22 protein-coding genes are annotated in these 25,328 nt (G+C 64.8%); 6 read left to right on the top strand and 16 right to left on the bottom strand.

The features are described from left to right. Window positions 1-17 precede the first annotated feature (17 nt). From bamC to FHS02_RS25555, 8 genes are all read right to left on the bottom strand, one after another. Window positions 18-1,139, bottom strand: coding sequence for an NlpB/DapX family lipoprotein (gene bamC, locus FHS02_RS25590; RefSeq protein ID WP_137314176.1), 1,122 nt, complete (start codon window positions 1,137-1,139; stop codon window positions 18-20). Window positions 1,140-1,294: 155 nt separating this feature from the next. Continuing rightward, a complete protein-coding gene (gene dapA, locus FHS02_RS25585; RefSeq protein WP_137314177.1) occupies window positions 1,295-2,182 on the bottom strand; it encodes a 4-hydroxy-tetrahydrodipicolinate synthase in 888 nt (295 codons plus the stop codon). Between the two features lie 79 nt (window positions 2,183-2,261). Next, entirely contained in the window at window positions 2,262-2,831 is a 570-nt protein-coding gene (locus tag FHS02_RS25580; protein ID WP_183444270.1) for a class I SAM-dependent methyltransferase, read from the bottom strand. 73 nt (window positions 2,832-2,904) lie between these two features. Then, entirely contained in the window at window positions 2,905-3,579 is a 675-nt protein-coding gene (locus tag FHS02_RS25575; RefSeq protein WP_137314179.1) for a site-2 protease family protein, read from the bottom strand. A 117-nt stretch (window positions 3,580-3,696) separates the two neighbouring features. Next, window positions 3,697-4,320, bottom strand: a complete 624-nt coding sequence (locus tag FHS02_RS25570) for an L-threonylcarbamoyladenylate synthase (protein ID WP_137314180.1) — start codon at window positions 4,318-4,320, stop codon at window positions 3,697-3,699. Window positions 4,321-4,323: 3 nt separating this feature from the next. After that, window positions 4,324-5,196, bottom strand: a complete 873-nt coding sequence (gene htpX, locus FHS02_RS25565; RefSeq protein ID WP_137314181.1) for a protease HtpX — start codon at window positions 5,194-5,196, stop codon at window positions 4,324-4,326. A 175-nt stretch (window positions 5,197-5,371) separates the two neighbouring features. After that, window positions 5,372-6,205: a 3',5'-nucleoside bisphosphate phosphatase gene (locus FHS02_RS25560; protein WP_137314182.1), complete on the bottom strand. Its 834-nt coding sequence runs from the start codon at window positions 6,203-6,205 to the stop codon at window positions 5,372-5,374. A 136-nt stretch (window positions 6,206-6,341) separates the two neighbouring features. Continuing rightward, window positions 6,342-7,217: an alpha/beta fold hydrolase gene (locus FHS02_RS25555; protein WP_137314183.1), complete on the bottom strand. Its 876-nt coding sequence runs from the start codon at window positions 7,215-7,217 to the stop codon at window positions 6,342-6,344. A gap of 168 nt (window positions 7,218-7,385) precedes the next feature. On the opposite strand from FHS02_RS25555, the gene FHS02_RS25550 reads away from it, so the two are divergent. The 5 genes from FHS02_RS25550 to FHS02_RS25530 all read left to right on the top strand — a co-directional run bounded on the left by FHS02_RS25550 (window position 7,386) and on the right by FHS02_RS25530 (window position 13,798). Then, complete coding sequence (locus tag FHS02_RS25550) at window positions 7,386-7,910, top strand: gamma carbonic anhydrase family protein (protein WP_137314184.1); 525 nt, start codon at window positions 7,386-7,388, stop codon at window positions 7,908-7,910. 3 nt (window positions 7,911-7,913) lie between these two features. Then, window positions 7,914-8,855 carry an Hsp33 family molecular chaperone HslO gene (hslO, locus tag FHS02_RS25545; RefSeq protein WP_137314185.1) on the top strand — a complete coding sequence of 314 codons (942 nt, stop codon included), beginning with the start codon at window positions 7,914-7,916 and terminating at the stop codon, window positions 8,853-8,855. Window positions 8,856-9,118: 263 nt separating this feature from the next. After that, window positions 9,119-11,503: a TonB-dependent receptor gene (locus FHS02_RS25540; protein ID WP_137314186.1), complete on the top strand. Its 2,385-nt coding sequence runs from the start codon at window positions 9,119-9,121 to the stop codon at window positions 11,501-11,503. Further along, entirely contained in the window at window positions 11,500-12,636 is a 1,137-nt protein-coding gene (locus FHS02_RS25535) for a glycerophosphodiester phosphodiesterase (RefSeq protein ID WP_137314187.1), read from the top strand. The genes FHS02_RS25540 and FHS02_RS25535 overlap by 4 nt, the downstream gene beginning before the upstream one ends. Window positions 12,637-12,733: 97 nt before the next feature. Continuing rightward, window positions 12,734-13,798 (top strand): SDR family oxidoreductase, encoded by a 1,065-nt coding sequence (locus FHS02_RS25530; RefSeq protein WP_137314188.1) that lies wholly within the window; start codon window positions 12,734-12,736, stop codon window positions 13,796-13,798. Window positions 13,799-13,858: 60 nt separating this feature from the next. On the opposite strand, the gene FHS02_RS25525 is transcribed toward FHS02_RS25530, so the two are convergent. The 6 genes from FHS02_RS25525 to pyrG form a co-directional block, all read right to left on the bottom strand. Beyond that, on the bottom strand, window positions 13,859-15,013 hold the full coding sequence (locus tag FHS02_RS25525) for a hemin-degrading factor (protein WP_137314189.1): 1,155 nt from the start codon (window positions 15,011-15,013) through the stop codon (window positions 13,859-13,861). A gap of 11 nt (window positions 15,014-15,024) precedes the next feature. Continuing rightward, window positions 15,025-17,355: a TonB-dependent hemoglobin/transferrin/lactoferrin family receptor gene (locus FHS02_RS25520; RefSeq protein WP_137314190.1), complete on the bottom strand. Its 2,331-nt coding sequence runs from the start codon at window positions 17,353-17,355 to the stop codon at window positions 15,025-15,027. Window positions 17,356-17,597: 242 nt separating this feature from the next. Further along, on the bottom strand, window positions 17,598-18,803 hold the full coding sequence (locus FHS02_RS25515) for an ammonium transporter (RefSeq protein WP_137314191.1): 1,206 nt from the start codon (window positions 18,801-18,803) through the stop codon (window positions 17,598-17,600). Window positions 18,804-19,074: 271 nt separating this feature from the next. Further along, a complete protein-coding gene (gene ftsB, locus FHS02_RS25510; RefSeq protein ID WP_137314192.1) occupies window positions 19,075-19,416 on the bottom strand; it encodes a cell division protein FtsB in 342 nt (113 codons plus the stop codon). Between the two features lie 105 nt (window positions 19,417-19,521). Beyond that, entirely contained in the window at window positions 19,522-20,805 is a 1,284-nt protein-coding gene (gene eno, locus FHS02_RS25505; RefSeq protein WP_137314193.1) for a phosphopyruvate hydratase, read from the bottom strand. 301 nt (window positions 20,806-21,106) lie between these two features. Beyond that, window positions 21,107-22,771, bottom strand: coding sequence for a CTP synthase (pyrG, locus tag FHS02_RS25500; protein WP_137314194.1), 1,665 nt, complete (start codon window positions 22,769-22,771; stop codon window positions 21,107-21,109). Between the two features lie 191 nt (window positions 22,772-22,962). Here pyrG and FHS02_RS25495 point away from each other — a divergent pair, with 191 nt between their 5' ends. Next, complete coding sequence (locus FHS02_RS25495; protein ID WP_137314195.1) at window positions 22,963-23,466, top strand: PRC-barrel domain-containing protein; 504 nt, start codon at window positions 22,963-22,965, stop codon at window positions 23,464-23,466. A gap of 169 nt (window positions 23,467-23,635) precedes the next feature. Here the strand turns inward: FHS02_RS25495 and FHS02_RS25490 are convergent, their stop codons facing one another. After that, window positions 23,636-24,109 carry a GNAT family N-acetyltransferase gene (locus tag FHS02_RS25490; protein ID WP_137314196.1) on the bottom strand — a complete coding sequence of 158 codons (474 nt, stop codon included), beginning with the start codon at window positions 24,107-24,109 and terminating at the stop codon, window positions 23,636-23,638. Between the two features lie 43 nt (window positions 24,110-24,152). Then, window positions 24,153-25,310, bottom strand: a complete 1,158-nt coding sequence (locus FHS02_RS25485) for a hypothetical protein (RefSeq protein WP_137314197.1) — start codon at window positions 25,308-25,310, stop codon at window positions 24,153-24,155. Window positions 25,311-25,328 lie beyond the last annotated feature (18 nt).

The raw sequence follows: 25,328 nt of genomic DNA, 5'->3' as shown, positions 1-25,328 counted from the left end.
AGCGTGCAGGACGCCGGTTACTTCAGCTCTTCCTGCAGCAAGGTCAGGATCTTCTCGGCGGTCGGCGACGCGTCCGCCTCGCCCTTGTTGTTCTGCACGGTGACCTGGCTGGTATTGCCGGTCGCGGCTGCCTTGACGACGATACGGTAGCGCTGCGCTTCCTTGTCGGCGTCCGACGAACCCCAGTTGAACAGGCGGCCGAAGAAGCCTTTCTTCTCGGTCTGGTCGGCCACGTAGCGCACGTAGTAGATACCCTGCACGCGGTCGCGGTCTTCGACGGTGAAGCCGGCGCGGTCCAGCGCCAGGCCCACGCGGCGCCAGGAGCGGTCGAAGCCTTCGTCGGTTTCCACGTAGCGGTTGGCGCCCTCGCCTTTCAGGAACGCGTGCAGCGGCTGCACGATCGCGTTGTCGACGGCCGTGCGGGCCGCCGTTTCCTCGGTACCGCCCAGCTTGGTCAGCAGGCGTGCGAGGAACAGCGCTTCCAGGTTCGGGTCGGACGGACGCGGCGTCCACGTCACGATTTCCTTCTCAGGCCCCTGGGCGATTTCTTCCGCGCCGCGGTGGCTGATGTAGATCTCGGTGGTGCCGTCGGCATTGCGTTCGACGCGGGTGCGGTATTTGTCGCGTTCGCCGGTGGAGTAGGCCGAGTCGAATACCTTGCCGATGGTACGGCGAATGATGTCCTGCGGGATCTTCGCGCGGTTCTCGTTCCACTCGGTTTCCATCACGCCGGCAGTCGCGTTGTCGAGCGACAGCGTGAAGCCGGCGTCTTCCCAGAACGACTTCAGCTGCGGCCACAGCACGTCCGGAGAAGCCTTGACGACCAGCCAGCGCTGGTTACCGGCCCGCACCACGCGCACCTTGTCGTTGCCTGCGCTGGCAACTTCATTGCTGCCGACGGCTGCTGCCGGCGCGGCCAGCGTGCCGCCGCCACCGGCCATGCTGGCGCGCTGCGCCGCGTAGCCCGACGCGGTGGCGACACCGCTGCCGCTGTCCGGCAGCGCGTAACGATTATCCTTCTGCAACTGCGTAAGGTCCGGCGGCACGTCCAGCGCGCTGGCTTTCTTGGCCGTCTTGTAGTCCACCGTGGTCTTGCCGACCACGGATTCAACCATGCCGCAGCCGGTCAGGCTGAGCATCAGGACGCCAAGCGCGAGGCCGCTTTGCGGAGTAAGGGAAGCTTTCTTGATCATGTGATGACAGAGATAAAAGCTGAAGAAACCAGCTGGATGATCGTCGCGGCGGCGCCGGAAACGGGCGCCGCCGCACTCCGTATTTATGTAAGCACGCCGGCTTATGCCAGCACGCCGGCTTCGACCAGCGCGGCGCGTACCGGCTGGTGGAATTCGGAGGCGAGCGGAACCAGCGGCAGGCGGATGCCGGCCGGCATCTTGCCCATTTCCGCCAACGCCCACTTGGCGGGAACCGGGTTCGGCTCGACGAACAGTTTCTGGTGCAGGGGGAAAACCTTGTTGTTGATCTCGATGGCGCGGGCAATGTCGCCCGACATTGCAGCCGCGCACATTTCGGCCATCGCACGGGGTGCCACGTTGGCCGTCACGGAAATATTACCCTTGCCGCCGGCCAGCATCAGCGCCATCGCGGTCGGATCGTCGCCGGAGTACACGGCGAACTCCTTCGGCACCGCGCTCAGCAGGCGCAGCAGGTCGAGACCGCGGCCGATATTGCCGGTGGCATCCTTGATGCCGATGATGTTCTCGATGGACGCCAGGCGCACCACCGTTTCGTTCGCCATGTCCGCCACCGTACGACCGGGCACGTTGTACAGGATCACCGGCAGGTCCACCGCTTCGGCGATGGCCTTGAAGTGCTGGTACATGCCTTCCTGGGTCGGCCGATTATAGTAGGGCACTACCTGCAACGTTGCATCTGCACCGGCTTCCTTGGCATAGCGGGTCAGCACGATGGCTTCGGCGGTCGAATTGCCACCGCTGCCGGCGATCACGGGGATGCGGCCGGCAACGCGGTCCACGCAAGCCTTGATCAGTGCACAGTGTTCAGCCACCGTCACGGTAGCGGATTCGCCAGTCGTACCGACGATGACGATGCCATCCGTGCCCTCGGCAATATGCCAATCGATCAGGCGGTTCAGGCTGTCATAGTCCAGACTGCCATCCGCGTGCATCGGCGTCACGATTGCAACAATGCTGCCCTTAATCATATATTGAACCAATTGCAAATAGATTGAAAACGTCGATTGTAGACGATACCCTGCGCCCGTGGGGTATTTCGCGGCGGTATCAACTCCCGATACGGCCCAGCAGCGCGGCTTCCCGCGGGAACTCGGTCTTGACCGCGCAGAGCCGCTGCACCATGGCCCGCGTGGCACCCGACGGGCCCTCTTCATTAACGATGCCGTCCTCGAACGCGATGACACGCAAGCCCTGCTGCCGGGCCAGGTCCAGCAGTTCGCCGGGCTTCAGCAGGAAATCGGGATTGCTGGGCTTGCCGAATGCCGCGTTGCCGTCGGCGAACGTTTCATAGATCAGCACGCCATTGGCCGCCAGGCTGCCGACCATGTCGGCCAGCAGCGGGCGATGCAGGTAATTGGTGACGACGATACCGGCAAACCGGTGCGGGCCGAACGGCCACGGCGCACCGTCGACTTCCAGGTCGATATCGCTGGTGACGATGCCAGGGCCGGCCGTGGCGGCCAGCGCATCGGGCCGGCGGTCGACGGCGATCACCGCATGTCCAAGGGTAACCAGGTGGCGCGAATGACGGCCGTTGCCGCATGCGAGGTCCAGCACCTCGCCGCCGGGAATCAATGGTGCAAAGCGCTGCACCCAGGGAGAAACCACGTCGTTCATCTGTTCCTTCATTACAGTCAGGGAAAACTCGATCCCGCGGCCGCGCGCACATCACGCGCCGCCGGCCGATCCATTACATGCTGAGCAGCAGCTGCAGCGGCAGCACCAGCAAGGCCAGCAATTCAATGAACACGCTGACCATGCCCGTCAGCAGCGGCGTCAGCAGGTTGAAATACATCGCCACCAGCAAGCCGATGAAGATATACGGGGTGTACAGCTCGATCCTGGCATAGCGCCGCGCCAGCTCGTTCGGCAGCAATGCGGTCAGGATGCGGCCGCCGTCGAGCGGCGGGATCGGCAGCAGGTTGAACACGCACATGATCGCGTTCACGTTGACGCCGGCGATCGCCATCTTGACGAGGAACGGTTCGGAGACGCCCATGCCGCGCATCAGCACCAGCCAGATCATCCAGGCCAGCCCCATCGCCAGGTTCGCCATCGGGCCGGCGGCCGCCACGAAGCCCATCTGCTTTTTCGGATTGCGCAGCCGGCTGTAGTCGACCGGCACCGGCTTGGCGTAGCCGAACGGCATGTGGATCGTCAGGTACAGGATCAGCGGCAGGATGATCGTGCCGAACGGATCGATGTGCCGGGTGGGGTTCACCGACAGGCGCCCCAGCTGGTGCGCGGTCGGGTCGCCGAAATACCGCGCCACGTAACCATGGGCCGCCTCGTGCAGCGAAATCGCGAACAGGACGGGAATCGCATAGACGGCGACGGTCTGGATGGCTTGGCTGAATTCACTCATGGGCAAAATTTTACCAGACTGCAATCGCAGGCCCGGCGGGTCGAAAGGAGGAGGGAAGTAAAGAAAGGCAAAGACACCGGCCGGGGCCCGGCCGGCACCGGATTCACCGGCGGGCTTTCACAGGCCGACCACGGCAGGATCGCCGCGGCCCAGGCGCACCAGTTCCGGCTCGCTGCCGGTCAGGTCGACGACGGTCGTCATTTCCATGCTGCAGGCGCCACCGTCGACGATCAGGTCCAGCTGCTTGCCGATACGGGCATTGATTTCCTCGGGATCGTTGAGCGGCTCGGTTTCGCCGGGCAGGATCAGCGTCGACGAGATCAGCGGCTGGCCCAGTTCGGCCATCAGCGCCTCGACGATCGGCGTTTCCGGCACGCGCAGGCCGATCGTCTTGCGCGACGGGTGCGACAGCCGGCGCGGCACTTCGCGCGTGGCTTCCAGGATGAATGTAAACGGTCCCGGCGTGGCCGCCTTCAGCAGCCGGAACTGCCGGTTGTCGACCCGCGCGTAGACGCCGATCTCGGACAGGTCGCGGCACAGCAGCGCCAGGTGGTGCTTTTCGTCGATGCCGCGGATGCGGCGCAGGCGCTCGACCGCCGTCTTGTCGTCCAGGTGGCAGACCAGCGCATAGCACGAGTCGGTGGGCACGGCCACGACGCCGCCGCCGTGGATGATCTGCGCCGCCTGCTTGATCAGGCGGCCCTGCGGGTTGACCGGATGGATCTCGAAGAATTGACTCATGGGTTATGCGCGAAGCGCCTGCAATGCCGCGATGCGTTCCTCGAACGGCGGGTGGGTGGAGAACAGCGCCGACCAGCCGCCGCCGCCCGAGATGCCGGAAGCGGCCATGTTCTGCGGCAGCGCGCCCGGCTCCATGCCGCCCAGGCGGGCCAGCGCGTTCTGCATCGGCGCGGAGCTGCCCAGCAGGCGCGCCGAGCCGGCATCGGCACGGAATTCGCGCTTGCGCGAGAACCAGGCCACGATGATCGAGGCCAGCAGGCCGAACACGATCTCGCAGACGAACACGGTGGCCATGTAGCCGACACCGCGACCGCCCTCGTTGCGCAGCAGGACCTTGTCGACGAAGAAGCCGACGATGCGGGCAAAGAACACCACGAAGGTATTGACCACGCCCTGGATCAGCGTCAGCGTGATCATGTCGCCATTGGCGATGTGCGCCACCTCGTGGCCCAGCACCGCTTCGACTTCCTCGCGGTTCATCGATTGCAGCAGGCCGGTGGACACGGCCACCAGCGCCGAGTTCTTGAACGCGCCGGTGGCAAAGGCATTCGGCTCGCCGTCATACACGGCCACTTCCGGCATGCCGATGCCGGCGCGCTGGGCCAGGCCCTGCACGGTGGACAGCAGCCACTGCTCGGTGGAGTTCTGCGGCGCGTCGATCACGCGCGCGCCGGTGGTCCACTTCGCCATCGGCTTGGAAATCAGCAGCGAAATGATCGAACCGGTAAAGCCGACCACCAGCGAAAACGCCAGCAGCCCGCCGATCTCCAGTTGCCCGCCCGCCCCGGGCCGGCCGATACCGAGCAGCGAGAGCACGATGGACAACACCAACATCACGGCGAGGTTGGTGGCGATAAACAGGACAATGCGTTTCATGAATGGGTTCTCCGGATGTGATCCGTGGGGTCATATAAGGCTATAACCATAAGATTACAAGGGTATTGCGGCGGGCGTGGTGGCCTGGCGGCGCGGCGGCCCGGTGCCGATCGTTTGGCAGGAAGCATTGCGGCAGGAAGCATCGCGGCCGGAAGCGTTGCCGGCCGGGCCGCCGTCAGAACCAGTCGTGCCAGACCGGCGTCACGCTGGCAGGCAGCGGCGGCAGCGCGGCGAAGTCCACCCGGGCCTCGCCGGGCGCGTGGAAATCGGTGCCGCGCGAAGCCAGGAAGCCGTAGGCATTGGCCAGCTGCGCATAGACCGGGTACTGGTCCGGCGTATGGCTGCCGGTCACCACCTCGATCGCGGCACCGCCCAGTTCCTTGAATTCGTCGAACAGCACACCCTGCTGCAGCTGGGTGAAACGGTAGCGGCCAGGGTGGGCGATGACGGCCGTGCCGCCGGCGCCATGGATCCAGCCGACGGCGTCTTCCAGGCTGGCCCAGCGGTGCGGCACATAGCCGGGCTTGCCTTCGGACAGGTATTTGCGAAACACTTCCGGGGTATTGGCGCAATAACCCTGCTGCACCAGGAAGCGGGCGAAGTGGGTGCGCGACATCAGCGCCGGATTGTCGACGAATTCCAGCGCGCCCTCATAGGCGCCGGGAATGCCGGCCTTGGCCAGCTGCTCGCCGATCTCGCGGCCGCGCGCGTCGCGCCCTTCGCGCGTGGCGGCCAGGCCGCGCAGCAGCGCCGCATTGTTCTCGTCGATGTTCAGCCCCACGATGTGCACCGTTTCGCCGCTCCATGTGATCGAGATTTCCACGCCGGCCACGAAACGCATGCCGAGATCGTGGGCCGCGATGCGCGCGGCCGCGATACCGCCCACCTCATCGTGATCGGTCAGGGCCCATGCGTCCACGCCGGCCTTGCGGGCATGCTGCGCCACGGCGGCAGGCGTGAGGACGCCGTCGGAAACGTTGGAATGGCAGTGCAGGTCGACTTTCAGCATGGGAATAGGAAGCGGTAACGAACTGTCATTGTACCGCCGCCTGCCTTGCGGCGCCGCAAGCGGCCATTTATGCGCGGAATGATGCGGAGTGCGGGGGCAGTCGCATGGGGTCAGCCTTGCAGGGCCAGGCTTACATCTATGCCAGGAACTGAACGATCATGGCCGCCAGCATTGCCGGCTGGTCATGGTGCAGCATGTGGCCGGCGTCCGGCACCATCTTCGGCGTGATGTCGGCGATATGCGCCATCCTGCGGTCGACCTCGCGACGGCCTTCCTCCTTCCCGCCCAGCCACAGCCACATATTGGTATCCGCCGCTTCCACCCACAGCACCGGCGCGGTGATGCGGCGCCAGCAGGCCATGATGTCCTCGGCGTGATACGGCAGCGGGCTGGCCTGCTTGTGCACCGGGTCGCCCAGGATTTCCCATTCGCCGGCCGCGTTCTGCGCCGACCAGTGCCGCGCCAGGAACGCCGCCCGCTCGTCGGTCAGGCGCGGATTGGTCTTTTGCAGGCGTGCCGCCACGGCCTCCCGCGTGGGATAGCCCTTCATCGCCGGCGGGTCGAGCAGTTCGTCCAGCCATTTCGCGTAGCGCCCGGGCGCATCTTCCGGCTTCGCACCCGTCAGGCCAAAGCCTTCCAGGTTGACGAAGCGGCGGATCCGTTCCGGCCGGACGCCCGCGTAAATGCCCGCGATGTTGCCGCCCATGCTGTGGCCGACCAGGTTCACCTGCCCTTCCGGCTGGTAGTGGCGCAACAGCGCGTCCAGGTCGGCCAGGTAGTCGGGGAACCAGTAGGTATCGGTGCCGGCGCGCTCGGTCAGGCCAAAGCCGCGCCAGTCGGGCGCGATGACATGCCAGTCGCCATGCAGGTGATCGACGACGAACTGGAACGAGGCGCCCACGTCCATCCAGCCGTGCAGCATGAAGATCTTGGGTGCGCCTTCGCGGCCCCAGTGGCGGACATGGGTGCGCAGGCCGCGCACGGTCAGGAAGTCGGAACGGGATGGTGTCATGGGTCTGGCCTTGAAATGGACGGCGCCGGCGCAATATGCGGGCCTTCCGTTTGGGAATCACTTATATTAGCACGATCGTTCTTATTCGCCTCGCGCGGGCGAACGGCACGGTTCCCGAAGCGCAAGGGCGTAAAATGTCGCCAATATTTTCCCCGGACAAGGCCATCCATGACGATTTACCAGTTGGGCAGCGATGCGCCCGAAATCGACGCCACCGCCTTCGTGGCGGACAGCGCTGCGCTGATCGGCAAGGTCACCTTGCACGCCAACAGCTCGGTATGGTTCGGTGCCACGCTGCGCGGCGACAATGAACGGATCACGATCGGCGCGAACAGCAACGTGCAGGAAGGCACGGTGATGCATACCGACATGGGCTACCCGCTGACCATTGGCCGCGACGTGACGATCGGCCACCAGGCGATGCTGCACGGCTGCACGATCGGCGACGGAGCGCTGGTCGGCATCCAGGCCGTGATCCTGAACGGCGCGAAGATCGGCAAGGGTTGCCTGGTGGGTGCCGGCGCGCTCGTCACTGAGGGAAAGGAATTTCCCGACAACATGCTGATCATCGGTTCCCCGGCCAAGGCCGTGCGCGAACTGACGGCGGACGACGTGGCGCGCCTGCGGGGCAACGCCGACGGCTACGTGCAGCGCGCGCAGCTGTTCAAGACAAATTTGAAAAAGATTGGATAACGCATGACCCAGGATACGCTGCAAAAATTCATTTTCGAGAACGCCGCCGTGCGCGGCGAGCTGGTCGACATCTCGGCCACCTGGCGCGAGATCCAGGCCCGCCACCAGTACCCGGTGGCCGTCAAGCGGCTGCTGGGGCAGATGGTGTCCGCCGCCGCCCTGCTGTCGGCCAACCTGAAGTTCAACGGTTCCATCGTGATGCAGATCCATGGCGACGGCCCGGTACGCCTGCTGGTGGTGGAATGCGATTCCCAGCTGCGCATGCGCGCCACCGCGAAGCTGAACGAGGACGCGCAGATCGCCGACGACGCGAACCTGACGGACCTGCTGAACCAGACCGGCCGGGGCCGCTTCGTGATCACGCTCGACCCGGCCGAGAAAGTGCCGGGCCAGCAGCCCTACCAGGGCGTGGTGCCGCTCGACGGCGAGGACGTGGCCACCGTCATCGAACACTACATGCTGCGCTCCGAGCAGCTGGACACGCAACTGTGGCTGGCCGCCGACGACAACGTCGCCCGCGGCCTGCTGCTGCAGAAGCTGCCGCTGCACGGCGGCAAGGCCGAGGCGCATCCCGTCAGCCCGGAAGAAGCACTGGAAACCTGGAACCGCGCGGTGATGCTGGGCCGCACGCTGAAGGAAGAGGAACTGCTCAGTACGGAAATCGACGTGCTGCAAAAGCGCCTGTTCTGGGAAGAGACGATCCGCGTGTTCGATCCGGTCCACCCGTCGTTCCACTGCAGCTGCACGCGCGACAAGGTCGGCAACATGCTCAAGATGCTGGGCCAGGCGGAAGTCGAAGACGCGCTGGCCGAACAGGGCAAGCTGGGCATCAACTGCGACTTCTGCGGCAAGCACTATGAATACGACGCCGTCGACTGCGCCCAGCTGTTCGCCAGCGACGCCCCCGCCGAAGCGCTGATCCACCCGACCGAAGCCAAGCACTAAGCTGCTTCGCGTCACCCCAGGCCCGCCCTCCCCGGCGGGCTTTTTTATTGCCTAAAAAACTTGCCCAAAACCGGGGACGTAGTCGGGGTTTCCTGGAATTGCCTGAAACCGGGGTCAGACCCCGAATTTTGGAAACATTTCCTGCGACCGGGGTCAGACCCCGGTTTTAGGAAACATTGTTTCGCGGCAGTCATCACGCCGTCACATCGTCCCGCTACGCTCCGCGTCGTTGCATTTTCAACTAACTTAACGACGAGCAAACGATGAAGAAACAGATCAAGGCCGCCATGGTGGCGAGCCTGGCGCTGGCGCCGCTGGCGATGGCACAGCAGGTGGCGACGGCGGTGGCGGCAATGGAAAGCGGTGCCGTGGAGGCGAACAGCGAGGCGGCCGCAGCGGCGGCCGGGCCGATGGCGACGGTGGAAGTGGCCACGCGCCGCACCCGCTCGTCGGTGGCGCTGCGCGGCGATGAAATCCAGAAGATCCTGCCCGGCACCAATCCGCTGAAGGCGCTGCAGACGCTGCCCGGCGTCAGCTTCCAGACGGCCGACCCGTGGGGCAACAATGAGCAGAACCTGTCGCTGTTCGTGCACGGCTTCTCCGGCCAGCAGCTGGGCTACACGATGGATGGCGTGCCGCTGGGCGACCAGCAGTACGGCAACTACAACGGCCTGTCGCCCCAGCGCGCGGTGATCTCGGAGAACGTGCGCGGCGTGGTGCTCTCCTCCGGCGCGGGCGACCTGGCGACCGCCTCCACCAGCAACCTGGGCGGCACCATCGAAACGTTCTCGTCGGACCCGCTGGCCGAGCGCAACTTCGCCGTGCAGCAGACCCTGGGCAGCCACGACACGTCGCGTACCTTCCTGCGATATGACAGCGGCAAGTTCGGCGACAGCAGCGTCTACGTCTCCGCCATGCACCACGAAGCCCGCGCATGGGACTTCCACGGCCGCCAGGGCGGCGACCAGGTCAACGCCAAGTTCGTCAACGACAACGCCGCCGGCCGCCTGACCGTCTTCTTCAACTACAGCGACAAGATCGAGCCGAACGAGGACAGCACCGTCCACTCGGCCACCGAACAGTACCAGCCGTACACCCGTCCGTTCCTGTACCCCGACTTCCAGGCGGCGCTGAACTACCTGTCGCCCACCGGTGCGACGCCGGCGGCCGAAGGCAACAACTACCGCAACTACTACAGCGACGCGCAGCGCGAGGATTATCTGGGCTACGTGAAGTACGACTGGAACCTGTCGGACACCACGACCTGGTCGAACCAGCTTTACTACCACTACGACGATGGCGTGGGCGTCGTCGCCGGCCCGATCGGCGTGGCCGGCCTGCCCGCGCTGTTCGCCGTCTACTACCCGAACCAGAACCTGAAGCAGGTGTTCGGCAATTCCGGCTACGCCACCCGCACGACGGAATACCGGATCAACCGCACCGGCTGGCTGTCGACGCTGCGCACGGAGATCGGCGACCATACGATCCAGGGCGGCCTGTGGTTCGAGAAGAACGAATCGCAAGCCTACCGCCGCTGGTACGCGCTGGACGTGAACAACCCCAGCTCGCCCTACGACCGGCCGGAAAACCCGCTGATCACACAATACGGCAGCGAGATCGACAACAAGGTCGTGCAGCTGCACCTGCAGGACGAATGGCGCGTGCGCCCCGGCCTGGTGCTGCAGGGCGGCTTCAAGTCCAGCCTGCAGTTCGCGCGCGGCATGATGCCGGTGCAGCCGAAAGCGGGCGCCATCGCCGGCGGCTCCACCGCGCTGCCGGAAGGCGATATCGACACGAAGAAATGGTTCCTGCCGCAGCTGGGCGCGCGCTGGGACATCACGGCCAGCGACCAGGCCTTCGTCAACGTCCAGAAGAACATGCGCCAGTTCGTTACGTACGGCGGCGGCGGCGCTTCGCCGTGGAGCCTGGCCAGCCAGGCGGCGTTCGACCTGTTCAAGTCCACCGCGAAACCGGAAACCTCGGTCACCTTCGAAGCGGGCCTGCGCACCAGCCGTTCGCTGGACATTGGGCCGCTGACCGGCTTCGATGGCCAGGTCAACCTCTACCACGTGAATTTCAAGGACCGCCTGCTGACGATCAGCCCGACGCCCGTGATCTCGTCGATCATCGGCGGCAATCCGGTGCTGGCCAACGTGGGCAACGTGAAGATCGACGGCATCGACATGTCCGGCACCTTCCACTTCGGCCGCGCCTTCTCGTTCTACGACGCGATCTCGTACAACCGCTCGGAGTACAAGGACAACTACCTGAACGGCGCCACCACCGTGCCGACCGCCGGCAAGAAGATCCCCGGCAGCCCGGAATGGATGAACAAGTTCGTCGCGTCCCTGAACCTGGGCGGCACCGAGTTCCAGCTGAGCGGCGATTATGTGGGCAAGCGCTACGCGACCTACACCAACGACCTGTCGGTCAGCAGCTACTTCCTGCTCGGCCTGGGCGTCACGGGCAAGCTGCCGTTCCTCGACGGCAGCTGGGTAAAGAACGCGCGCTACCGCGTCAACGTGACGAACCTGGCCGATCGCCGGGGCGACCTGAACGTCGTCGTCGGCGCCGCCGATAAAACGTACAATACCTTCCCGATCGCCCCGCGGCAGGGCTTCCTCACATTGATGGCGGATTTCAAATGACAACGATCGGCAAGCGTTATCTTTCCCGCCGCGGCTTCATCGCGGCGGCCACGACAACGGCGGCCGCCACCGCCGCGGGCCTGGCGGGTTCGCTGCTGCCCACCGCGCATGCGGCCACGCCGGCACGGCCGCTGGTCTTCGCGCACCGCGGCGCCTCGGCGCTGCGGCCCGAACACACGCTGGCGGCGTATGCGAAAGCGATCGCCGACGGCGCCGACTTCGTCGAACCCGACCTGGTGTCGACGAAGGATGGCGTGCTGGTGGCGCGCCACGAAGCGTTCCTGGCCGAGACGACCGACGTGGCGCAGCGCCCCGAATTCGCCAGCCGCCGCGTGCGCAAGACGATCGATGGCGAAACCCACGAAGGCTGGTTCGTGGACGACTTCACGCTGGCCGAACTGAAGACGCTGCGCGCCATCGAACGCATCCCGGCATCGCGCCCCGGCAGCGCCGCATACGACGGCATGTTCCAGGTGGTGACGTTCGAGGAAGTGATCGACTTCGTCGCCGCGCAGTCCGCCACGACAGGCCGCGTGATCGGCCTGGTGCCGGAACTGAAGCATTCCACCTATTTCGCCCGTGCCGGCCTGCCGCTGGAAGACCGTTTCATGGCCACGCTGGCCGCGCACGAATACACGCGGCGCGCCCCGGTCGAGATCCAGTCGTTCGAAGTGGCGAACCTGCGCATGCTGCGCGAGAAGCTGGGCAAGCGCACCAACCTGCGACTGATGCAGCTGGTCGGCGTGGGACCCGTGAAGCCGAGCGACGTGGCCGCTGCCGGCGGTTCGCTCACCTACGCGGACATGGCGACGCCAGCCGGCCTGCGCGACATCGCGCAGTACGCCGACGTGTTCTCGCCGCCGACCCGCGCACTGATCCCGTTGAAGAAGGATGGCCGGCTCGACGCGCCGACGCCGCTGGCATCGGATGCCCGCGCGGCCGGACTGCGGCTTGAAACGTGGACCTTCCGGCCCGAGAACCGCTTCATCGCGGCCGACTTCCGCAACGGCGCCGGCGAGCATGCGCGCAATGAGGGAGGCTCGATTGCCGAGATGCGGCGCTACCTGCAGCTGGGGCTGGACGGGTTCTTTACCGACGACCCGGCGCTGGGCGTGAAGGCGGTTGCCGCCTGAGCAAGACCGGTTTGCTGGCGGCGCGCGCTTCGCGCACGCACCGCCGATTTTCGCGATTCCATGTAAAGTCCTGCTTTGTTCATCAATGGAGTAAAACATGACCAACAAGGCACTCATCATCGGCAGCAGCGGCGTGGTCGGCAGCGCGCTGGCCGAACGGCTGCTGGCCGAAGGCTGGGAAGTGCATGGCGTATCGCGCGGCCGTACGCCGGGCGTACCCGGCGTGCGGCAGATCAGCGCCGACCTGACATCGCCCGACGTGGCGCAGGCGCTGGCCGGCGTCGATCCCAGCCATGTGTTCATTACCGCGTGGTCGCGCCAGGCCAACGAGGAAGAAAACATCCGCGTCAACGGCGCGATGGTGAAGAACGTGCTCGACGCGGTCGGCCCTGCCGGCAGCGTGCGCCACGTGGCGCTCGTGACGGGCCTCAAGCACTACCTCGGCCCGTTCGATGCCTATGGCAAGGGCGCGGTACCGATCACGCCGTTCCGCGAGGAGCAGGGCCGCCAGGACGTGCCGAACTTCTACTATGAGCAGGAAGACCGCCTGTTCGACGCGGCGCGGCAGTATGGCTTCACGTGGAGCGTGCACCGCCCGCACACGATCATCGGCTTCGCGGTCGGCAATGCGATGAACATGGGGCAGACGCTGGCCGTCTACGCGGCGCTGTGCCGGCACACCGGCCAGCCGTTCGTGTTCCCCGGCAGCCGCCAGCAATGGGAAGGCCTGGTGGACATGACGGATGCACGCCTGCTGGCGCGGCACCTGCAGTGGGCCGCCACCGATCCGGCAGGCGCCGACGAGGACTTCAACGTCGTCAACGGCGACGTGTTCCGCTGGCAGTGGCTGTGGCCCCGGCTGGCGGAGTACTTCGGCATCGAAGCCGCGCCGCTGCCCGTTGAGATCAGCCCGCTGGAGTCGCGCATGAACGACGCGCCCGCGCTGTGGCGCGAGATCGCCGCACAGCACGGGCTCGCCGAAGCGGACGTCACCCGCCTCGCCTCGTGGTGGCATACCGACGCCGACCTGGGCCGCCCGATGGAAGTCATCACCGACATGACGAAGAGCCGCAAGGCCGGCTTCCTCGACTACCAGGGCACGCCGGAAGCGTTCTTCGATCTGTTCGAGCGCTTGAAGCGGGAGAAGCTGATTCCGGGCTAGAACACCGGTGCCGGACACCATGGTGTCCGGCTCCAGCGCTCACACGCCGCAGGGTGTCCGTCAGGCCTTCGGCAGCGCCGCCGCCAGGTCCAGCCACGGCTGCGGCTGCGGCTTGCCCCGCTCGCGCACGCCGAAGAAGGTGACCACCAGTTCGCCCTTGTCGTCGTAGAACTCGACCGACGTCACGCCGGCGCGCTGCAGCACGTAGCCGGCCTTGAGCGCCTTGTCGCGCAGGTGCAGGTTGAAGTCCGGGTCCAGCACGTTGAAGTAGCCGGCCGACTCCTGCACCTTGTTCACCTTGCCGCTGTAGATCTGCGTGACGGCGCCATTGCCGACGAACGCCATGATCGGCACGCCCTTCGCCGCGGCCTGCTCCAGCAGTTGCCGCACTGCCTGCGGTGCCACCTTCGTCGCCACGCCGGCCGGCGCCAGGCGCAATGCCTGCTCGCGCGACAGCTTGAATTCCGAGACGATGCGGTTGAACTGGTGCACGTCCGACATGTCCTTCCACGCCTGCTGGAATTCCTTCACGTCCACCGATGCGTCCGGCGTTTCGACCGCCTTCGGCGCGGCGGGCACGATGGCCAGCTTGCCGTCCTGCTGCGGATGGCGGAAGTCGGCTACCAGCTTGTCGAACACGGCGACCTTGCCGTCGTCCTTCAGGTACACCTTGTGCACGGCGGTGCCGTTCTCGTCGAAGAACTGCAGGCTGCGCGACACGGCGCCATCCTTGCCCGGCTGGACCACGGCGAACGCGTGCTTCCACTTGGCGAAGTGGAAGCGCAGGTCGATCGGCCCGCCCAGGTAGCCGCCGGCGATGTTCAGTTCGCGCGCTTCGCGTTCCGCATCCTTGGCGCCATCGTCCCCTTGCTTGGCGATGCGCGTGGCCTCGCCCGTGACTTCGATGACGCCGTTCTCGTTGCGCGTCAGCGCCATCACCTTGCCCAGGTCCAGCGCGCGGCGCATGATCTCGCGCGGCGCGCTGCTGCTGTCGGCCAGGCGGGTGGCGGTCTTGCCGATGCCGGTGGCCAGCAGTTCGGCCTCGGAAACGCTGAGCTGTTTCGCGGCATCGCGGATGCCCAGTTTCGGCTGCTCGGCGCGCAGCGTGTTCCAGCGCTCGGCGAGCGTGGCGGTGCTGGCATGGCTCGAGGCCATGCCAAGGATCAAGGCGCCGGACAGCGCCAGCAGGCTGGTATAGCGACGGTGGGTTTTCATGTTTTCTCTCCTCAGTAAATCACGTTGAGCGTGACGGCGGCGTAGCGGCCCGGGCGCACCTGGCGCTCGATGTCGGCCAGCGTGGCGGCGGTGGTGCCGGCGGCCAGGCTGCGCGACGATGCGTAGTCCCAATATTTCTTGTCGGTCAGGTTGTAGATGCCGGCCGTGACGGCCGCGTGCTTGCCGATGTTCCAGTACGCCGTCAGGTCCGCCACCGTGGCGCCGGGCACGTCGAAGCGCGCCGTGGTCACGCTGGAGATCACGTCGGCCCCGGCCTGCTTGCCGCGCACGTTGAATACCGACAGCGCGGCTCCTCCCCGCCTGGCGGGATCGTCCCAGGCCAGCGTGGCGCTGACCTTGCGCGGCAAGGTGGACGCCAGTTCGCCTTCGGCGCCCGTGTCGTTGTTACGCGCCTTGCTGTGCTGGACGCCGGCACCCAGGTTGATGCTCGCGCCGTTCAGTGCGGGATACCATTCGCCCAGCGCGAAACTGGTGGAAATCTCGGCGCCCCAGGTTTTCGCCTCGCCCACGTTCTCGGGCCGGAACAGGCCCTGCGTGATGGTCGGGAAGTTGACCGGATCCGGCGGCTGCGTCGCGTACTCGATGAAGTTCTCGTACTTGGTGTGGAAGACCGATGCGTCGAACGTCACGCCGCGCGCCGGGTGGCCGCTCAGCCCCAGTTCGAAGGCGTTGCTGGTTTCCTTTTCCAGGTCGGCATTGCCGAGCACTGCGTAGCCGTTGCCGGTACCGGTGTAGCTGAACGAGTCGTAGGTGCCGGTCAGTTCGGCCGCGGTAGGCAGCCGCGTGCCGCGCGTGTAGGTGGCGTAAGCCGTCAGCTCGGGGATGAATTTCCAGCTCAGCTTCAGGCTCGGCGTGAAGTAATCGTCGTTCCGTTCGCGCAGTTCTTTTTGCGCCGCCGGCACGGCCACCACGTAGTCCCCGACATTCTTCGGCTTCATTTCGCGCCAGTCGTAGCGCAGGCCCGGTGCCAGCGTCAGGCCTTCGGCCAGCACGATGTCGGCGCTGGCGAAGGCCGCCAGCTTCGTCGTATCCGTATCGACCATGCGGTTCTTGCTGGTGATCTGGTGTGCGCCGGTGGCCAGCACCGTGCGGTCTTCGCGCCACGGACGGCGGGTGTCGACGGTTTCCGCGCTGAGGCCATACGACAGCTGGTGCGCGCCGAGCGCCTTCACGGCATGGCTGGCCAGGCCGCGGCTCTTGTTGAAGTAGCCCGTCTCGATCGAGCGGTCGTAGCGCTGGCCCTGCGATACGTAGGGGCCGGTGGTGTGGTCGTCGACCTCCGCGTTCTGGGCGTAGATGCGCGACTCGAGTTTGTCGAACAGCGCGGCCTTGCCGGTGAACTCATGGTCGAGCGAGAACCGGTTGCGGCGCGTCTCCGATTGCTGGTCGACGCCGGCGGGATACAGGGTGCTGGTCTTGTTGAGGTAGGCGCGCGTGTGGCTGGCCTGGTAGGCATCCACGGTGGCGGTCAGCTTGTGGCCGGCCAGCGGCGACCAGGCCAGCTTGGCCAGCAGCGCATCGGAAGTCCAGTCGTGCGGGTTGACGGCGGCGCTGCCTTCGGATTCGTATTCCTTGCCGTCGCGGTGCACGAACAGCGTGAGGACCTGCAGGCTGCCGGCCTGCGCGGCGCCCGTCAGCGCGTGCATCCGCATATTGTTCGAGCCGTCGTAGCCAAATTTGTAGCCGGCATAGACGGGGCGCTCCGCGTTCAGGTAATCCTCGGGCGCCTTGGTGGTGAACTGCACCGAGCCGCCCAGCCCGGGCGTGCCGGGGCCGGTGCCGATGTTGCTGGTCGTGCCGGAGATGATGTTCACCTCGCGGAACGTTTCCGGGTCGAAGTAGTCGCGGCCGATGCCGAAGCTGTTCAGCGTCGAGCCGTCGGGCTTCGGTGCCGCGTCGGGCAGCGAGATGCCGTCCAGGTCCATGCTGACGCGGTTGCCGTCGATGCCGCGGATATTGAAACCCGTGTTGCCGCTGCTGTCCCACACGCTGCCGGAGCCGCTCGCCGCATTCGGCACGCTGATCAGCGGCGCGTAGCGGGTGATGTTCTGCATGTTCTGCGCGGCCTGGCGCGCCAGGTCGTCGGCCGTCACGGTCGTGGTGGTGCCGGCCTTCGCCGCAGTGGCGTCACGCGCCGCGGTCACGGTGATTTCGCCAAGGGCCGAGGTGGACGATGAAGCGGTAGCCGAGGTGGCCGATGAGGTGGCCGATGAGGTGGCCGATGAGGTGGCCGATGAGGTGGCTTGTGCGTGGGCCAGCGGCGCCAGCGCGGACATCAACAGCGCCGGCAGCAGGCGCCGGCGCGCGGTAAGTGCATCCATGGTGTTCCAGTCAGGGAGTCAGTCGGAAGCTGGCGCCTGAGATGGGACAGGTGGCTGGCAAAGACCACCATCTTAATGCGAATGATTCTTATTTGCAAGGACAATAATATTACATCCCTGCACACTCCGTTCCAAAAAAACCGGTGACAGACACCGGTTTTCTGGAAACATTTCAAAAAAACTGGTGTCTGTCACCGGTTCTGAAATGAAGTATCTTCTGCCAGTACTGTTGCAAATTAGCATCAACCGGTGATGGTTTCGCGCTCCGGCGTGGCACTGATCTTGTGGATCGACAGGTCGGCGCCGTCGAATTCCTGTTCGGGATCGAGCCGCAGGCCGACGGTCACCTTCAGCGCGCCGTACACGAGCGCGCCGCCGACAGTGGCGACGCAGATGCCCAGCACGGTGCCGGCGACCTGCGACATCAGCGATACGCCACCCAGACCGCCCAGTGCATGGCTGCCGAAGATGCCTGCCGCGATGCCGCCCCAGGCGCCGCACAGGCCGTGCAGCGGCCACACGCCCAGCACGTCGTCGATCTTCCAGCGGTTCTGCGCCAGCGTGAACATGACGACGAAGATCGCCCCTGCCACCGCGCCGGTCGCCAGCGCGCCGAGCGGGTGCATCAGGTCGGAGCCGGCACACACCGCGACCAGGCCGGCCAGCGGGCCGTTATGCACGAAGCCGGGATCGTTCTTGCCGAGCACCAGCGCGGCGAGCGTGCCGCCGACCAGCGCCATCAGCGAATTGACGGCGACCAGGCCGTTGATCTTGTCCAGCGTTTGCGCGCTCATCACATTGAAGCCGAACCAGCCTACCGCGAGGATCCACGCGCCCAGCGCCAGGAACGGAATATTCGACGGCGGGTGCGCCGAGATGCGGCCATCCTTGCCATAGCGCCCGCGGCGCGCCCCCAGCAGCAGCACGGCCGGCAGCGCGGCCCAGCCGCCCACGGCATGGACGACGACCGAGCCGGCAAAGTCATGGAACGGCGCGCCGAAGGTGTGCTCCAGAGTAGCCTGGATGCCGAGGTTGCCGTTCCAGGCAATGCCTTCGAAGAACGGGTAGATGAAGCCGACCAGCAGCGCCGTGGCCACCATCTGCGGATAGAATTTCGCGCGCTCGGCGATGCCGCCGGAGATGATGGCCGGGATAGCGGCGGCGAAGGTCAGCAGGAAGAAGAACTTGACCAGCGCATAGCCGTTGTTCGCTACCAGCGTATCGGTTGGCCCGAAGAAGTGCACGCCATAGGCGATGCCGTAGCCGACGGCGAAATACACGATGGCCGACACGCAGAAATCGACCAGGATCTTGACCAGCGCATTGACCTGGTTCTTCTTGCGCACCGTGCCCAGTTCGAGGAATGCAAACCCCGCATGCATGGCCAGCACCATGATGCCGCCCAACAGGACAAACAAGGCATCGCCACCGCTCTTGAACGACTCCATCGACCACCGCTCCCCAGTAAAGTGCAAAAGCACACAAGGAGTGCAAGAACCGTGCCGTTTAACGGAGTGACGCTCATCCCTGGTGCGAAACCACAAACAAAGTTATTTCGCACCGATTTCGATAGCTCGACAGCACCGCCATGGTGCGCACCGCGCCAAGTTGGGGCTCAACAATATTTCTTAAAAAATGGGGACGTACCCCATTTTTCCAGCAATGTTTCCCGGAAAATGGGGTACGTCCCCATTTTCCGGGAAACATTCTGTTGAGGTATTACCGTGCCGGCTTGGCGGGTTCGGCGGGTGGCGGCGGGGCCGGCGTGGCGCCGTCGCCGGGAATCTGGCCCTTGCGCAGGATTTGCACGTAGATTTCGTTTTGCTTGATCATCGACAGCTCGTAGCGCGCGCGTTCCTCGACGGCGCCGGTGCCGTCCTTCAGGTCGCGCACTTCGGAATCGAGCTTGGCGTTGCGGCGGCGCAGTTCGTCGTTCTTTGCATGGGCGGCATCGACCTGCTGTTCGAGGTCCTGCACCCGGAGCCAACCGCCCTTCCCCAGCCATAACGGATACTGAATCAGCAGCAGCAGCGCTGCCAGGGCAAGGGTAATCAGACGCATGGAAATAAAAGAACCGGCCGGGAAGTCCGGCCGGTGTCATGTTGGTGAAAGACGCTGTTGTTACTTCACGTGCATTTTACTTGAGATGCAGTTATCCAAAGGCAATTACTTCAGATTGTAGAATGCGTCGCGGCCCGGGTAGGAGGCGATGTCGCCCAGGTCTTCCTCGATACGCAGCAGCTGGTTGTACTTGGCCATGCGGTCCGAGCGGGACATGGAGCCGGTCTTGATCTGCAGCGCGTTCAGGCCCACGGCGATGTCGGCGATCGTCGAATCTTCCGTTTCGCCCGAGCGGTGCGAAATCACGGCGGTGTAGCCGGCGCGCTTGGCCATCTCGATGGCGGCGAACGTTTCGGTCAGCGTGCCGATCTGGTTGATCTTGATGAGGATCGAGTTGGCGATGCCCTTCTGGATGCCTTCCTTCAGGATCTTGGTGTTGGTGACGAACAGGTCGTCGCCCACCAGCTGCACTTTCTTGCCCAGTGCTTCGGTCAGGATCGCCCAGCCTTCCCAGTCGCCTTCATGCATCGCGTCCTCGATCGAGATGATCGGGTACTTGTCGCACCAGGTCGACAGCAGGTTGGTGAATTCGGTGGCCGTCAGCGACAGGCCTTCGCCTTCCAGCTGGTACTTGCCGTCCTTGTAGAACTCCGAAGCGGCGCAGTCCAGGCCCAGCGCGATCTGAGTGCCCGGCTCGTAGCCGGCTTCCTCGATGGCCTGGATGATCAGCTTGATGGCATCTTCATGGTTCGCCAGCGAAGGGGCGAAGCCGCCTTCGTCGCCCACGGCCGTGCTCAGGCCTTTCTTGTGCAGGATCTTCTTCAGCGTGTGGAAGACTTCGGCGCCGTAGCGGATCGCTTCCTTGAAGGTCGGTGCGCCGACCGGGATGATCATGAATTCCTGGATGTCCAGGTTGTTGTCGGCGTGCGCGCCGCCGTTGATCACGTTCATCATCGGCACCGGCATCTGCATCGAGCCCGAACCACCGAAGTAGCGGTACAGCGGCAGGCCGGCTTCTTCGGCGGCAGCCTTGGCGACAGCCATCGACACGGCCAGCATCGCGTTGGCGCCAAGGCGCGACTTGTTCTCGGTGCCGTCCAGGTCGATCAGCGTGCGGTCCAGGAAGGCCTGTTCGTTGGCGTCCAGGCCCATGATCGCTTCGGAGATCTCGGTGTTGATGTTCTCGCAGGCCTGCAGCACGCCCTTGCCGAAGTAGCGCTTCGGATCGCCATCACGCAGTTCGATGGCTTCGCGCGAACCGGTCGACGCGCCCGACGGCACGGCGGCACGGCCCATCACGCCCGATTCCAGCAGCACGTCGCACTCGACGGTCGGATTGCCGCGCGAGTCGATGATCTCGCGGCCGATGATATCTACGATTGCACTCATGTGTAGTCTCCAAAGTTGGGGGTAACGGGCAAGGCGCGACGCAGGATGTGATGGCAGGACGTGATGGCAGGTCTCGCCGCATCACGCTGTTGCATTGTCCCGCGCGCAAAATTGCAGCAAGGGTAACAGAGGATGGCTTTGTAGGGAAGCGCGGCGGCTTGCTGCACAATGCAAAACGGGCCCCGCGGCATGCAGCCGCGGGGCCCGTTTCAAACAGAATGGAGAACGATTACTTGACGCCGTTCGCGAAGCCGTTCGCCTTGCCGGCGATGCGATCCGGCGCGGCCGGCATCATGGCGCCTTACGCCGCATCGCCTTTCTGTTCCGCCGCGGCCGCCTTGTGGGCCAGCGCAGCCTTGATGTACGACGTGAACAGCGGATGGCCGTCGCGCGGCGTCGACTTGAACTCCGGGTGGTACTGCACGCCCATGTACCATGGGTGCGCGTTCTCGCCGGTGCGCGGCAGTTCCATGATTTCGCACAGGTCTTCGGTCGGCGTGCGTGCCGCCACCACCAGGCCCGCTTCTTCGACGCGGGACAGGTAATGGTTGTTCGCTTCGTAGCGGTGACGATGGCGCTCGGTGACCACGCCGCCGTAGATGTCGTGCGCCAGCGTGCCCGGCTTGACGGCGCAAGCCTGCGCGCCCAAACGCATCGTGCCGCCCAGGTCGGAATTCACGTCGCGCTTTTCGACCTTGCCGTCCTGGTTCTGCCACTCGTCGATCAGGGCCACGACGGGTTGATCGGTCTGCGGTTCGAACTCGGTGGAGTTCGCGTTCGCCAGGCCCGCCTTGTGGCGCGCGTATTCGATCAGCGCCACCTGCATGCCCAGGCAGATGCCCAGGTAAGGCACCTTGTTTTCGCGGGCGAACTGCGCCGCGCGGATCTTGCCTTCCACGCCGCGCTTGCCGAAACCGCCCGGCACCAGGATCGCATCGTACTTGGCCAGTGCTTCGGTACCCTTCGCTTCGATCTCTTCCGAATCGATGTATTCGATGTTGACACGGCTTTCGGTATGGATGCCGGCGTGGCGCAGCGCTTCGGTGAGCGACTTGTACGACTCGGTCAGTTCCACGTACTTGCCGACCATGCCGATCGACACTTCCTGCTTCGGATGCTCGAGCGTGTAGATCAGCTTGCTCCACACGGACAGGTCGGCCGGTGCCGGATCGATGTCCAGCGCCTCGCAGATGATCGCGTCGAGGCCCTGGTCGTGCAGCATCTGCGGCACTTTATAGATGGTGTCGACGTCCCACACGGAGATCACGGCGCGTTCCTCGATGTTCGAGAACAGCGAGATCTTGGCGCGCTCGTCTTCCGGGATCTTGCGGTCGGCACGGCACAGCAGCGCATTCGGCGAAATGCCGATCTCGCGCAGCTTCTGCACCGAGTGCTGGGTGGGCTTGGTCTTCAGCTCGCCGGCGGAAGCGATGAACGGCACCAGCGTCAGGTGCACGAAGGCGCAGTTCTTGCGGCCGGCGCGCAGGCTCAGCTGGCGCGCCGCTTCCAGGAACGGCAGCGATTCGATATCGCCGACGGTGCCGCCGATCTCGCACAGCGCGATGTCGTAGCCTTCGGCGCCACGGCGGATGTAATCCTGGATTTCATTCGTGATGTGCGGGATGACCTGGACCGTCTTGCCCAGGTATTCGCCGCGGCGTTCCTTGCGGATCACGGATTCGTAGATCTGGCCGGTGGTGAAGTTGTTCACCTTGCGCATGCGCGTGCTGATGAAACGCTCGTAGTGGCCGAGGTCCAGGTCGGTTTCGGCGCCATCGTCGGTAACGAAGACTTCACCGTGCTGCATGGGGCTCATCGTGCCCGGGTCCACGTTGATGTACGGGTCCAGCTTGAGCATGGTGACTTTGAGGCCGCGCGATTCGAGAATCGCGGCGAGGGAGGCGGCGGCAATCCCCTTACCAAGGGACGACACAACGCCACCAGTGACGAAGACAAATTTGGTCATTGCGAGATCGGGCGCCGGAAAGGCGCGATGCGGGAAATTGAAATTATAGCTTAATTCGGCGGCTTCATCATCCGCAACGGCCCCGCATCCCCCTATGAACGCCCCCTGCCGAGGCTGGATAATTGTGCGCGAACGAACAGACCGCGAGGCTGCCCCGGCGGAAAATGTTTTTATTTCAACAGGAGGCGACCATGAGTTTCGAACGCGATGGATACGGCAACTATGTCGACCAGGGGCACCAGGGCCCGGGACCGCGCCTGATGGGCGCCGACACGCTGATCGGCGACCATGTGCATAACATGCAGGACGAGCACCTGGGCACCGTGAAGGAAATCATGCTCGACATGCAGAGCGGCCAGGTCGCCTACGTGGTGATGGCGTCCGGCGGCGTGCTGACGATCGGCGAAAAACTGTTCGCGATCCCGTGGGAAGCGCTGGCACTGGACACGGCGAATCACCAGTTGCGCCTGAATATCGACAAGGACCGCATCGAGAATGCGCCCGGCTTCGACAAGGACCGCTGGCCCGACATGGCGAACAGTGCGTGGGCCGCGGAGATTCACAGTTATTATGGTACCAGCGGTGGTACGGGCAGCAGTGCCATCAGCCGTTCCACCGGCTCTAGCAGTTCCACCAGTTCCACCAGTTCCACCGGCAGCTCGCCGCTCGGGCAGGATTCGGGCCGCGTGCTGTGATGGCATGACGGGTCGGCTGCACTGACCCGTCATCTCCCTGCCGGTTGCGTCCTGCGCGGGCCGCCGGCTTCGGCCATAACCCGGCCGCAACGCGAGCTCCTTCGGGAGCTCGCGTCCTTTTTGCCCGCCGTGTTTGCGTCCGTGTTTGCGTCGTCAATACTGGCGCCGCTCAGGCGCCCACGCTTTCCCACCGCATCGGCACGTCGACGATGCCATCGTGCTCGATCGGCTCGCCGGCCTGCACGAAGCCCAGCCGCAGGTACAGGCCGGTAGCGCTTGCCGCCGAGTTGACCGTGAAGGCGCCCGGATTGCCCCTCGCCATGGCGTCGTCGCGCGCCAGCTCCCACAGGCGCCGGCCCAGTCCCTTGCCGTGCTCCGTTTCCTTGATGAACAGGTGGAACAGGTGGGTATTGTCGCGCACCGCGACGACACCCAGCAGCTCTTCGCCCCGCAGGGCGACGTGGTAGCGGAAACTGTCTTGCCCGAGGTAGCGCCGCTGGGCATCGATGCCGACGTTGGCGATGAATTTTTCCGCCCCCAGCCCTAGCGGATGCACGGTCAGGTATGGCAGCAGGGCGTGGATGAGGGAACCGATCGCGGGCGCATCGTCGACGGTGGCACGGCGTATTGTCAGATTGTCCATCGGCTTATTTTGCCAGCAAAGGCCGATGGAGAAAATACGTGCCTCAGTTCACCCAGATCAGGCGGCGCAGGAAACGCATGGCCGCCCGGCCATTGCCTTCCATGGCCTCCCCGTAGCGCGCGATGAAATCGAACAGGCCCGAGGCCGGTCGGGCGGCATCGAGCTTGCGGCAGTAAAGAGCGGTATCGCTGCGGTTGAAAAACTCCAGTGGATATTTTGGAGGATGCTGGAAGAACCATTGCAGGCTGAACCCTTTGCCAGCCGGGCACAGACTACCCATCGAACCAAGCGGCCCGCTCATCCGCTGTGCCGCTGGCAGAAGTGTCTTACCTTGAAACAGCGGAATCAGGTGGCCCATCAACTCGCCCCAGACATTGAAATCCGCATCGTCGAGCGGCACCGGAAATACCGTGCTGGCCTGGCGAGGATTGCCCAGCCACTCGAGATCGTCATCGGTTTCGGCCAGGGCCGACAGGCGCATCTTCTCTGACGTCTTCAGGCCCGCCACGATCAGTGCCTGGGCCTGTCGCATGTTCTCTGGATGCGCGAGGCGTATTGCCTGGTCTGGCTTATTGGTGTTGCGATCGAGTTGATACGACAACAGGACTTCAACCAGGGCCTCCGCATAGTAGTGGTAGCTGAGTCCCCACAGGATATCGGTCTGGTCGAGGCGGATGGTGGCATTCAGATTGTATTCACTGGCATAGTAATCCTCGTCTTCGGATGGCATGCCTACCGTCAGGTCGCCGTCGTTCCTTGCAGGAAGTGCAAAGAAATAGCGTTCAGAAATTGCGATCTTGCCGTCGCCATCCAGGTCACGCACCCAGGTGGAAGGAGCGATCAGCAGCCCCTCGCTTGCCGAGGTAATGCGAATTTTCTCCAGCATGCTACGGCTCTTGCGCAGTTGCGCCCGCATATAGGTGAGCTGCTGTCGAACCGCCAGGGCCACGGCGGCTTCCGATGGCATTTCCCGATCTATCCGGCGCAGTCCCTGCTCAATGAAGGTGCGGGTCTGCTGCACCAGCGCGATATCGTTGCAGATGACATAAGCCTGCCGTTCCTGCACGGTGACGGGCGCGCGGGCGGCCGCGGCCGTACAAGTGTTCTCGAAGGCTGCAGCATTGGTGAGATCGGGTTGGGCAGCCAGGGCGGGGCCGGCAACCAGCATCGAAGACAGCATTGAAACGAAAATCTTGCGCATGGGAATCTCCGTGACGTT

The organism is Pseudoduganella umbonata, from assembly GCF_014192225.1.
GTDB classification, from domain to species: domain Bacteria; phylum Pseudomonadota; class Gammaproteobacteria; order Burkholderiales; family Burkholderiaceae_D; genus Rugamonas; species Rugamonas umbonata.
This window is presented reverse-complemented; position numbering and strand designations above follow the sequence as displayed.